Consider the following 11,539-nt stretch of genomic DNA (forward strand, 5'->3'; position numbering starts at 1 on the left):
CGTCGCGCCTACGCCGGGACGCTCGCCACGCCCGGCTCCAGGAACCGCTTGCCGTTCACCCGCGCGGCGACGCCCGCCCGGTCCAGGTACGGCGTGACACCGCCCAGGTGGAAGGGCCAGCCCGCACCGGTGATCAGGCACAGGTCGATGTCCTGGGCCTCGGCGACGACGCCCTCGTCGAGCATCAGCCCGATCTCCTGCGCCACCGCGTCCAGCACCCGGTCGCGCACCTGCTCCTCGGTCAGGACGGTGTCGCCCTGCTTCAGCAGCGCGGCGACCTCCGGGTCCAGCTCGGGCTTCCCGCTGTCGTAGACGTAGAAGCCGCGCTTGCCCGCCTCGACGACCGCCTTGAGGTTGGGGGAGACGGTGAAGCGGTCCGGGAACGCCTTGTTGAGCGTCTCCGAGACGTGCAGGCCGATCGCCGGGCCGACCAGTTCGAGCAGGACCAGCGGGGACATCGGCAGGCCGAGCGGCTCCACCGCCTGCTCCGCCACGGCCACCGGCGTGCCCTCGTCGATGACGTTCTGGATCTCGCCCATGAAGCGGGTCAGGATGCGGTTCACGACGAACGCCGGGGCGTCCTTGACCAGTACGGCCGTCTTCTTCAGCTTCTTGGCCACCGCGAACGCGGTCGCCAGCGACGCGTCGTCGGTCCGCTCGCCGCGCACGATCTCCAGGAGCGGCAGCACGGCGACGGGGTTGAAGAAGTGGAAGCCGACGACCCGCTCGGGGTGCTTCAGCTTCGACGCCATCTCGGAGACGGAGAGCGAGGAGGTGTTGGTGGCGAGGATCGCGTGCGCCGGGGCGACCGCCTCGACCTCCGCGAACACCTGCTGCTTGACGCCGATCTCCTCGAACACGGCCTCGATGACGAAGTCCGCGTCCGCGAAGCCCTCGGCCTTGTCCAGCACGCCGGTCACCAGGGCCTTGAGCCGGTTGGCCTTGTCCTGGTTGATCCGGCCCTTGCCGAGCAGCTTGTCGATCTCGGCGTGGACGTACCCCACGCCCTTGTCGACCCGCTCCTGGTCGATGTCGGTCAGCACGACCGGCACCTCCAGGCGGCGCAGGAACAGCAGCGCGAGCTGCGAGGCCATCAGACCGGCGCCGACGACACCGACCTTGGTGACCGGACGGGCCAGGTTCTTGTCCGGCGCTCCCGCCGGGCGCTTGGCGCGCTTCTGGACGAGGTTGAAGGCGTAGAGCCCGGCGCGCAGTTCGCCGCTCATGATGAGGTCGGCCAGGGCCTGGTCCTCGGCGTCGTAGCCGGCCTGGAGATCGCCGTCCTTGGCGGCGGCGATGATGTCCAGGGCGCGGTAGGCGGCCGGGGCGGCGCCGTGCACCTTGGAGTCCGCGATGAACCGGCCGCGTGCGACGGCCTGGTCCCAGCCCTCGCCGCGGTCGATCGCCGGGCGCTCGACGGCGATCTCGCCCTTGAGGACGGCCGCCGTCCAGGTCAGCGACTGCTCCAGGAAGTCGGCGCCCTCGAAGATCGCGTCCGCGATGCCGAGTTCGTGGACCTGCTTGCCCTTGAGCTGCCGGTTCTGGTTCAGGCTGTTCTCGATGATGACCGTCACGGCCTTGTCGGCGCCGATCAGGTTCGGCAGCAGCGTGCAACCGCCCCAGCCGGGGACCAGGCCGAGGAAGACCTCGGGGAGCGAGAACGCGGGGACGGCCGAGGAGACCGTGCGGTACGCGCAGTGCAGGCCGATCTCCACGCCGCCGCCCATCGCGGCGCCGTTGTAGTACGCGAACGTCGGCACGGCCAGCTTGCCGAGGCGCTTGAAGACGTCGTGGCCGCCCTTGCCGATGGCGACCGCGTCCTCGTGCCGCTTCAGCAGCTCGACGCCCTTGAGGTCGGCGCCGACGGCGAAGACGAACGGCTTGCCGGTGACGCCGACGCCGACGATGTCGCCGTCCGCGGCCTCCTTCTCGACCTGGTCGATGGCGGCGTCGATGTTCGCCAGCGACTGCGGGCCCAGGGTGGTCGGCTTGGTGTGGTCGTGACCGTTGTCCAGGGTGATCAGCGCGAAGCGCCCGGCACCGAGGGGGAGGTCGAGATGACGTACGTGTGCCTGGGTGACGACCTCGCCGGGGAACAGCTCGGCCGCACCCTTCAGCAGCTCAGCGGTGGTGCTCACTTGTCCCCCTCGAAGTGCGGGTTCTCCCAGACGACCGTCGCGCCCATGCCGAAGCCGACGCACATGGTGGTCAGGCCGTAGCGGACGTGCGGCTGCTCCTCGAACTGCCGGGCCAGCTGGGTCATCAGCCGGACGCCGGAGGAGGCGAGCGGGTGACCGAAGGCGATGGCGCCGCCGTACTGGTTGACGCGCTCGTCGTCGTCCGCGATGCCGTAGTGCTCCAGGAAGGCGAGCACCTGGACGGCGAACGCCTCGTTGATCTCGAACAGGCCGATGTCGTCGATGGACAGCCCGGCCTGGGCGAGGGCCTTCTCCGTCGCCGGGATCGGGCCGTAGCCCATCACCTCGGGCTCGACGCCCGCGAAGGCGTAGGCGACCAGCCGCATCTTGACCGGCAGGCCGTTCTCCCGGGCGAACTCCTCGCTGGCGATGATCGAGGCGGTGGCGCCGTCGTTCAGACCGGCCGCGTTGCCCGCGGTGACCCGGCCGTGCACCCGGAACGGCGTCTTGAGGTTGGCCAGGTTCTCCAGCGTGGTCCCCGGTCGCATCGGCTCGTCGGCGGTGACCAGGCCCCAGCCGGTCTCACCGGCCTCGGGGTTGGTACGGCGTACCGACACCGGCACCAGGTCGGCCTGGATCTTGCCGTTGGCGTACGCCTTGGCGGCCTTCTCCTGGGAGCGCACCGCGTACTCGTCGGCCCGGCGCTTGGTGATGCCCGGGTAGCGGTCGTGCAAGTTCTCCGCCGTCATGCCCATGAACAAGGCGGACTCGTCGACCAGCTTCTCGGAGACGAACCGCGGGTTGGGGTCCGCGCCCTCGCCCATCGGGTGCCGCCCCATGTGCTCGACACCGCCGGCGATGGCGACGTCGTACGCGCCGAAGGCGACCGACCCGGCCACCGTGGTGACGGCGGTCAGCGCGCCCGCGCACATCCGGTCGATGGCGTAACCGGGCACCGACTGCGGCAGGCCCGCGAGGATGCCGGCCATGCGGCCGATGGTCAGTCCCTGGTCACCGACCTGCGTGGTGGCGGCGACGGCGACCTCGTCGACCTTCTTGGGGTCGAGGCCCGGGTTGCGGCGCAGCAGCTCCCGGATCGCCTTCACGACCAGGTCGTCGGCACGGGTCTCGTGGTAAATGCCCTTCGGGCCCGCCTTGCCGAACGGGGTGCGGACGCCGTCGACGAAGACGACGTCCCTGACGGTACGAGGCACGATGGCTCTCCTCCAGGGTGCGGGACGCTGAGCGCTTGCTCAAGCCATGCTACTTACCAGTAACGTAGCTGCCCAGTCCCAGAGGGTACAGCGGCGCAGGTCACACCTCTTCGGGGGAGCGGTTGAGCCACGCGGCGTCAGCACGGGGTCCCGGCGCAGACCTCGAACGGCGTCCGGGCCGCCTCCGCCCCGAGGGCTTCGACGTCGCCCTCGCGCCCGGCGGCGACTGCGCGGCATCGTCGAGGGCCCTTTGATGATCTTGGCGTGATCTCGACGTCGCTGTTCCGTTCCGAGGCGCCTCCGGGACGCGCCGGGAGACGATCTCCGGCAGGTGCGGTGCTCGTCTGCGGCGTTGTGACGGCTTCACGCGCGGGGCGACGAAGCGACGGTGGTCAGGGCTCCTTCGTCAGCGCCGCCACCAGTACGGGCGTCACCTGCTCCACCTGCCACGGCCGGGCACCGTGCGCGGCCAGCGCCGCGGCCACCGACCCGGCGTCGGCCGGCGCCGGGGGCTCCCAGCAGACCCGGCGCACGGTGTCCGGGGTGATCAGGTTCTCCTGCGGCATGTTCAGTTCCTCGGCCAGGGCCGTGATCGCGGCCCGCGCCGCCGAGAGCCGGGCCGCGGCGGCCGGGTCCTTGTCGGCCCACGCGCGCGGCGGCGGGGGACCGGTCACCGGCTGCCCCGGCTGCGGCAGCTGGGACTCCGACAGCTCCCTGGCCCGGTCGACCGCCGCCTGCCACTGCTCCAGCTGCCGGCGGTTGACCCGCCCGAAGCCGCTCAGCTGGGCGAGTGCGTGCACGTTGGGCGGCACCGCGAGGGCCGCCTCGACGATGGCCGCGTCCCCGATCACCTTGCCCGGCGAAACGTCCCGCCGCTGGGCGATGCGGTCCCGGGTCTGCCACAGCTCCCGGACGACGGCGAGCTGCCGGCGCCGGCGCACCTTGTGCATGCCGGACGTACGGCGCCAGGGGTCCTTGCGGGGCTCGGGCGGCGGCGCGGAGGCGATGGCGTCGAACTCCTGCCGGGCCCACTCCAGCTTGCCCTGCCGGTCCAGCTCCTTCTCCAGCGCGTCCCGCAGGTCGACGAGCAGCTCCACGTCGAGGGCGGCGTAGCGCAGCCAGGGCTCGGGCAGCGGGCGGGTGGACCAGTCGACGGCGGAGTGGCCCTTCTCCAGGACGAAGCCGAGGACGCTCTCGACCATCGCGCCGAGGCCGACCCGCGGGAACCCGGCGAGCCGCCCGGCCAGCTCGGTGTCGAACAGCCGCGTCGGCACCATCCCTATCTCCCGCAGACAGGGCAGGTCCTGGGTGGCGGCGTGCAGCACCCACTCGGCGTCCTTCAGCGCGTCGCCGAGCCCGGACAGATCGGGGCAGGCCACCGGGTCGATCAGCGCGCTCCCGGCGCCCTCGCGGCGCAGCTGCACCAGGTAGGCGCGCTGGCCGTAGCGGTAGCCGGAGGCGCGCTCGGCGTCGACGGCGACCGGCCCGGACCCGGCGGCGAAGGCGGCGGTCACCTCGGCGAGCGCCGCCGCGTCGGCGATCACCGGCGGAATGCCCTCCCGTGGCTCCAGCAAGGGGATCGGCGCCTCCGCGGCAGAAGTTCCGGTCTCGTCCGGAGGGGCGCCTCCGGTGGTGTGCGGTGCACGGTCTGCTGCGGTTTCGTGGGCGTCGGTCACCTGTCAAGGGTATCTGCACCGGACGCTCTGCTGACCTGCGGTTTCGGTCGAAAATTCGGCTGACCTGCGAAAACGACTTCTCGGTACTTGTCACCGTTATCCGGTGATCCTGCCCCGCGAGCCCTGTGGGGCGTCACCGGGGGCGTAACCAATGGGGTGTTACGCCGGGCGTCGCCGGACGCGCCCCCTTCGCGTCGTGACATGCCTGGTGCCCGCCGACGGAACGTTCCGTCGGCGGGCACCAGGGGGGCGGGGTGGTCGGGTCAGTGGATGATGCCGGTGCGCAGGGCGACGGCGACCATGCCGGCGCGGTCGCCCGTGCCGAGCTTGCGGGCGATGCGGGCGAGGTGGCTCTTGACGGTCAGGGCGGACAGGCCCATCGAGACGCCGATCGCCTTGTTGGACTGGCCCTCCGCGACCAGTCGCAGCACCTCGACCTCGCGGCCGGACAGCTCGCGGTAGCCGCCCGGGTGGCTCGGGGCACCCGGGGGGCGGCGGTGGAGGCGGGCGGCGGCGGCGCCGATGGGGGCGGCACCGGGTCGGGTGGGGAGCCCGACGTTGGTGCGGGTGCCGGTGACGACGTAGCCCTTGACGCCGCCGGCGAGGGCGTTGCGCACGGCGCCGATGTCGTCGGCGGCGGAGAGGGCGAGCCCGTTGGGCCAGCCCGCGGCGCGGGTCTCCGACAGCAGGGTCAGACCGGAGCCGTCGGGGAGGTGGACGTCGGCGACGCAGATGTCGCGGGGGTTGCCGATGCGGGGACGAGCCTCCGCGACGGACGAGGCCTCGATGACGTCGCGCACACCGAGCGCCCACAGATGACGGGTGACGGTGGAACGGACGCGGGGGTCGGCCACGACCACCATGGCGGTCGGCTTGTTCGGGCGGTAGGCGACCAGGCTTGCGGGCTGCTCAAGAAGAACGGACACCAGGCCTCCTGGGTGCGGGGACGGGGCCGGCTCATGGGGAAGAAGCCGGGACGAACCGTGCTTTCAAGGTCACAGTCGTCTTCGGCATCAAACCTGTCCTCCTTTAGAGAATGATCACGATCTGGTGAGTAACAATCCGAGCAATTCGGACAGGCGATCGATCATTCGAAGATCGAACGGTTCCGGTCTGCGTCGTTACGCGCTCGAAAGTGGCCGTATCGACAAAGTGACCTGACCGGTTCGAGGGGAGAGAAGGGAAAAAGGAACGGAGGGTACGGCGCAAGCCGTACCCTCCGTTCCTCTGCCTCCGGCTAGCGGGACTGCGGCCCCCGGCGCTGCGGCAGCGTCACCACCGACGCGTCGCCCGGACCGGCCGGCGGCAGCCCGCCGACCTGGGCCAGCAGATCGCACCAGGCGCCCAGGTGCGCGGCCGCGTCCGGCACCCCGCCCAGGCCCTCGCGCGGGGTCCAGGAGGCGCGGATCTCGATCTGCGAGGCGGCCGGGCGCGCGGACAGGCCGCCGAAGTAGTGCGAGCTGGCGCGCGTCACCGTGCCGCCGGCCTCGCCGTAGGACAGCCCGCGTCCCTGGAGGGCGCCGGTGAGCCAGGTCCAGCACACCTCCGGCAGCAGCGGGTCGGTGGCCAGCTCCGGCTCCAGTTCCGCGCGCACCAGCGTCACCAGCCGGAAGGCGCCCTGCCAGGCGTCGTGCCCGGCCGGGTCGTACAACAGCACCAGGCGCCCGTCCGCCAGGTCCTCGTCGCCGTCGACGACCGCGGCCTCCAGCGCGTACGCGTACGGCGCCAGCCGCTGCGGCGGGCGGGTCGCCTCCACCTCGACCTGCGGGCGCAGCCGCGTCGCCCGCAACGCGTCGACGGCGGACCGGAACGGCAGCGGAGCCGTACTGTCCGGATATCCGACGCCGTCCGCACCGTCCTTGTCGTCCTTGGGTTCGTCCATTCCGCCCGTGCCGTCCGACAGTCGTCCCTGAGCCGCAGCCATGCGGGGAAGATTAAGCGGAACGCGGCCCCGGCGCAGGGAGGACACCCGCGACAGGGCGCGATGTCCGGATCACGCGGCGCGCGGGCGGGGAGGGCGGCGCACGGCCGGGCGCGGCACCGGGGCCGCCCGCCCCGGTGCGCCCCGCGGTCCGGGACGGTCGCCGGGGCGTGCGAGACTTTCCGTCGTGAGTGCCAACCAGAGCCCCGACCAGAGCCCCGCGGGCCAGCCGCCGACCGCCACGTACGACTCCGCCTTCCTCAAGGCGTGCAGGCGTGAGCCGGTGCCGCACACGCCCGTGTGGTTCATGCGCCAGGCCGGACGCTCGCTGCCGGAGTACCGCAAGGTGCGCGAGGGCATCCCCATGCTGGAGTCCTGCATGCGGCCCGAGCTGGTCACCGAGATCACCCTCCAGCCGGTCCGCCGGCACGGCGTGGACGCGGCGATCTACTTCAGCGACATCGTCGTCCCGCTCAAGGCCATCGGCGTCGACCTCGACATCAAGCCCGGCGTCGGCCCGGTCGTCGAGAACCCGATCCGCACCCGCGCCGACCTGGCCCGGCTGCGCGACCTGACCCCCGAGGACGTCTCCTACGTCACCGAGGCGTTCGGCCTGCTCACCGCCGAACTCGGCGAGACCCCCCTGATCGGCTTCGCGGGCGCTCCCTTCACCCTCGCCAGCTACCTCGTGGAGGGCGGCCCGTCCCGCAACCACGAGCACACCAAGGCACTGATGTACGGCGACCCGCAGCTGTGGGCCGACCTGCTCGACCGCCTCGCCGAGATCACCGCCGCCTTCCTGAAGGTACAGATCGAGGCGGGCGCCAGCGCCGTCCAGCTCTTCGACTCCTGGGTCGGCGCCCTGGCCCCGGCCGACTACCGCCGCTCGGTGCTGCCCGCCTCCACCAAGGTCTTCGACGCCGTCGCCGGCTACGGCGTCCCGCGCATCCACTTCGGTGTCGGCACCGGTGAGCTGCTCGGTCTCATGGGCGAGGCCGGTGCGGACGTGGTCGGCGTCGACTGGCGGGTCCCGCTGGACGAGGCCGCCCGCCGCGTCGGCCCCGGCAAGGCGCTCCAGGGCAACCTCGACCCGGCCGTCCTCTTCTCCTCCCGCGAGGCCGTCGAGGCCAAGACCGACGAGATCCTCGCCGCGGCCGAGGGGCTGGAGGGCCACGTCTTCAACCTCGGCCACGGTGTGCTGCCGACCACCGACCCGGACGCGCTGACCCGCCTCGTGGAGTACGTGCACACGCGCACCGCGCGCTGACGTTCCCCCTGCCTCTGCCCCCGGTCGCCCAGCCGGCGCCGGTGCCGTCGCCGCCGGCCCGGCCGCCGGCGGAGCGGGTGCGGGAGGCCGTCGACCGGACCAACGGCACGGACCAACGGCACGGCGTGCGGGGTCAGCCCGCCCGCTCGACCGCCCGCGCCGCCTTGCGGGCCGCCACCAGCACCGGGTCCCACACCGGCGAGAACGGCGGGGCGTAGCCCAGGTCCAGCCCGGTCATCTGCTCCACCGTCATGCCCGCCGTCAGGGCCACCGCCGCGATGTCGACCCGCTTGCCCGCGCCCTCCCGGCCGACGATCTGCACGCCCAGCAGCTTGCCGGTGCGGCGCTCGGCGAGCATCTTCACCGTCATGGGGGAGGCGTCCGGGTAGTAGCCCGCGCGGCTGGTCGACTCGATGGTGACCGCGACGAACCGCAGGCCCACCCGGCGGGCGTCCTTCTCGCGCAGCCCCGTCCGGGCGATCTCCAGGTCGCAGACCTTGCTGACCGCCGTGCCGACCACGCCCGGGAAGGTGGCGTACCCGCCGCCCGCGTTGGTGCCGATCACCTGGCCGTGCTTGTTGGCGTGGGTACCGAGCGCTATGTGCCGCGACTGCCCGGACACCAGGTCCAGGACCTCCACGCAGTCGCCGCCCGCCCAGATGTCCGTGTGCCCCCGCACCCGCATCGCCCGGTCCGTCAGCAGGCCGCCGTGGCCGCCCAGGGGGAGACCGGCGGCCCGCGCGAGCGAGGTCTCCGGGGTGACGCCGATGCCGAGCACCACCACGTCCGCCGGGTACACCGCGTCGCCGGCGACGACCGCGCTCACCCGCCCGTCCTCGCCGGTGCGCACTTCGGTGACCTCGGTGTCGTTCACCATCGTGATGCCGAGGCCCTCCATGGCGTCGTGCACCAGGCGGCCCATGTCGGGATCGAGGGTGGACATCGGCTCCCGGCCGCGGTTGACGACCGTCACCTCGTAGCCGCGGTTGATCAGCGCCTCGGCCATCTCCACGCCGATGTAGCCGGCGCCGACGACCACCGCGCGACGGCCACGCGCGCGTGCCAGCGTGTCCAGCAGCGCCTGTCCGTCGTCCAGCGTCTGCACGCCGTGCACCCCGGGGGCGTCCGCGCCGGGCAGGTCGGGCCGGACCGGCCGCGCGCCGGTGGCGATGACGAGCTTGTCGTACGCCGTCCAGGACTCGGCACCGGAATCGACGTCACGCGCGCGTACCCGCCGGGCCGCCACGTCGATCCGCGTGACCTCGGTGCGCATGCGCAGGTCGATGTGGCGGGCGCGGTGCTCCTCGGGGGTGCGGGCGATCAGCCGGTCCCGGTCGTCGACCTCGCCGCCGACCCAGTACGGGATGCCGCACGCCGAGTAGGAGGAGAAGTGGCCGCGTTCGAACGCCACGATCTCCAGCTCGTCGGGGCCCCTCAGCCGGCGTGCCTGCGACGCCGCGGACATCCCCGCGGCGTCGCCGCCGATCACCACCAGCCGCTCACGTCCACCCGTCGCACCGTTCATGTCCATGCGGACACGCTACGGGGGCGGGGCGTCCGGGTCCCGCTCAGTCCTCCTCCCGCTCCTCCGTACGCGCCTCCCCTGTACGTGCCTCCTCCGTACGCCCCTCCGGCGAGCGGGCCGGCCGTGGTGCCGGGCGGGCCGACGGCAGCGGGCCGAGGGCGGTCGCCGCGGGCGCGGGTGCCGGGCGGCGCGGCAGCCGGGGCCGTACCAGCCGCGTCCACACCAGCGCCAGCAGCGCCGTCACCGCCGCGAACGGCAGCACCGCGCCGAACACCACCGCCAGCCAGCGCAGCATCGCCACGAACGCGTCCCAGCCGCCCGCGAGGGCGTCGGTGAACCCGGGGTCGCCGCCGTCCGTACTGTCCGGGCGGGGCGGCGTCTCGGTGAGGGAGAGGGTGATGGTCGCCAGGGCGGCGCGTTCCCTCAGGGACGCCTGGCGGGCGAGCAGCGACTCCAGCTCGGCCTGACGGCTGCTCAGCTCGCCCTCCAGTGTCACCACGTCGCTCAGCCGCTCCGCCCGGTCCATCAGCTCACGGATCCGGGCGACGCTGGCGCGCTGCGAGGTGATGCGGCTCTCCACGTCCACCACCTGGTCGGTGACGTCCCGCGCCTCGGTGGTCCGTTCCAGCAGCTTCCCGGTGCCCGCGAGGCCGGTGAGGACCCGGTCGTAGGCGTCGGCGGGCACCCGCAGCACGACGTCGGTGTGCTCGTTGCCGTCCTCATCGCGGCCGGTGGTCTCCTCACCGACGTAGCCGCCCGCGTCCTCGGCGGCGGTACGGGCCTCGGCGAGTGCCTCGGGGACGTTCCCGACCCGCACGGTCAGGGAGGCGGTACGGATGATGTGCTGCGCGGGAAGCTTCGCCGGGGCGGTCGCCCCGGAGCCCTTCGCGGCAGCGTCCCCGGCGCCCTGCCGGGCCCCCTGCTCCTGGCCGGCCGCCTTGTCGGCGCTGCCGCTCCCGGCGGAGTCGTCACCGCCGCCACCGCATCCGGTGAGCGCGAGGGCGGCGGCCAGCAGGAGCCCGGCCAGGGCCGGAACGGGTCGTACGGAACGCTGTGCGGACATGCGGGTCTCCCCCGGGGACGTGACGACTGACGCTCCTTCGACGCCGGGGCGGGCCGGAACGTTGGCGTGCGCGGGTCCCGATGCGGTCACGGTCCGGACGCGCGACGGACACCGGCGCCCCGCGCCACGGTGATGGCCCCGACGAACTCGAATTTCGCGCCCTGTCCGACAGAAAAGGCAGAGGCTGACGCGTGCGATGCACCCACAAGAATGAGTGTGCCTATTTTCATATCAATAGGGGGAGAAGTGGTCGTTCTCTTTTTCTCGCTCCATGTGGCGTGCGAGGGCTGTGGGGAGGAATGGTGATATCTGAGTTCACCGTCACGGTGATGAGAGTTGTCCCCCGTTTTCCTGTGGCGCGAGTCGCGTACTGGTGCCGCGCATCGTGACCCTTCCCGGATGGCGAGGAGCGGGTGTGACCCGCGGTTTCATTCTGATCGCGCGTGCATCCGGAATTCCGCCGGGTAAGAGCTGATCGAGAGTTCACGCTTGAAATCCGGGACAGAGAGGGGAAGGCGATGAGCGAATTCGTCGTGTCGGGGAGGTCCAGGAGGGGGATAGCACTCCGAGGATTACCACGGTGGCGGGCAACGGGTATGCCGAATAATCCGGTGACGGGCAGAAAGCCACCGAGGCCGGGCTTTTCCAGCCCAACGCCGTCGCGGTGGACGGTGCCGGCAATTTCTACATCGCCGACACCGAGAACCACCGGGTGCGAAAAGTGGACGCGGAGTC

The 11,539-nt window shown here is 72.3% G+C and carries 8 protein-coding genes and 1 pseudogene; 2 read left to right on the plus strand and 7 right to left on the minus strand.

Annotation, left to right across the window (positions count from 1 at the left end; all coding sequences use genetic code 11):
* Nucleotides 1-8: 8 nt before the first annotated feature.
* From ACZ3IG_RS15040 to ACZ3IG_RS15060, 5 genes are all read right to left on the minus strand, one after another.
* The gene (locus tag ACZ3IG_RS15040; RefSeq protein WP_467432142.1) at nucleotides 9-2,138 is read right to left on the minus strand and encodes a 3-hydroxyacyl-CoA dehydrogenase NAD-binding domain-containing protein; all 2,130 of its coding nucleotides are present in this window, start codon (nucleotides 2,136-2,138) and stop codon (nucleotides 9-11) included.
* Entirely contained in the window at nucleotides 2,135-3,352 is a 1,218-nt protein-coding gene (locus ACZ3IG_RS15045; RefSeq protein ID WP_467432143.1) for a thiolase family protein, read from the minus strand. Before ACZ3IG_RS15045 ends, ACZ3IG_RS15040 begins: the two co-directional genes overlap by 4 nt.
* Nucleotides 3,353-3,744: 392 nt before the next feature.
* Nucleotides 3,745-5,028, minus strand: coding sequence for an HRDC domain-containing protein (locus ACZ3IG_RS15050; protein WP_467432146.1), 1,284 nt, complete (start codon nucleotides 5,026-5,028; stop codon nucleotides 3,745-3,747).
* A gap of 263 nt (nucleotides 5,029-5,291) precedes the next feature.
* Nucleotides 5,292-5,954, minus strand: coding sequence for a response regulator transcription factor (locus ACZ3IG_RS15055; RefSeq protein WP_003972894.1), 663 nt, complete (start codon nucleotides 5,952-5,954; stop codon nucleotides 5,292-5,294).
* A gap of 311 nt (nucleotides 5,955-6,265) precedes the next feature.
* Nucleotides 6,266-6,952, minus strand: a complete 687-nt coding sequence (locus ACZ3IG_RS15060) for a DUF3000 domain-containing protein (RefSeq protein WP_467432148.1) — start codon at nucleotides 6,950-6,952, stop codon at nucleotides 6,266-6,268.
* A 184-nt stretch (nucleotides 6,953-7,136) separates the two neighbouring features.
* On the opposite strand from ACZ3IG_RS15060, the gene hemE reads away from it, so the two are divergent.
* Nucleotides 7,137-8,216 carry a uroporphyrinogen decarboxylase gene (gene hemE / locus ACZ3IG_RS15065; protein WP_467432149.1) on the plus strand — a complete coding sequence of 360 codons (1,080 nt, stop codon included), beginning with the start codon at nucleotides 7,137-7,139 and terminating at the stop codon, nucleotides 8,214-8,216.
* A gap of 133 nt (nucleotides 8,217-8,349) precedes the next feature.
* On the opposite strand, the gene ACZ3IG_RS15070 is transcribed toward hemE, so the two are convergent.
* Nucleotides 8,350-9,747 (minus strand): FAD-dependent oxidoreductase, encoded by a 1,398-nt coding sequence (locus tag ACZ3IG_RS15070; RefSeq protein WP_467432151.1) that lies wholly within the window; start codon nucleotides 9,745-9,747, stop codon nucleotides 8,350-8,352.
* A 37-nt stretch (nucleotides 9,748-9,784) separates the two neighbouring features.
* The gene (locus tag ACZ3IG_RS15075) at nucleotides 9,785-10,804 is read right to left on the minus strand and encodes a DUF4349 domain-containing protein (RefSeq protein WP_467432153.1); all 1,020 of its coding nucleotides are present in this window, start codon (nucleotides 10,802-10,804) and stop codon (nucleotides 9,785-9,787) included.
* 655 nt (nucleotides 10,805-11,459) lie between these two features.
* Between ACZ3IG_RS15075 and ACZ3IG_RS15080 the strand changes: the two are divergent.
* A pseudogene (locus ACZ3IG_RS15080) lies at nucleotides 11,460-11,516 on the plus strand (hypothetical protein); the annotation flags it as partial.
* Nucleotides 11,517-11,539: the final 23 nt, after the last annotated feature.

It is taken from the genome of Streptomyces sp. NPDC016677 (assembly GCF_055562815.1).

Excerpts from the sequence above, each read along its gene's own strand:
- ACZ3IG_RS15060 (WP_467432148.1), bottom strand. The coding sequence starts at position 6,952 with ATGGCTGCGGCTCAGGGACGACTGTCGGACGGCACGGGCGGAATGGAC.
- ACZ3IG_RS15070 (WP_467432151.1), bottom strand. The coding sequence starts at position 9,747 with ATGGACATGAACGGTGCGACGGGTGGACGTGAGCGGCTGGTGGTGATC.
- ACZ3IG_RS15075 (WP_467432153.1), bottom strand. The coding sequence starts at position 10,804 with ATGTCCGCACAGCGTTCCGTACGACCCGTTCCGGCCCTGGCCGGGCTC.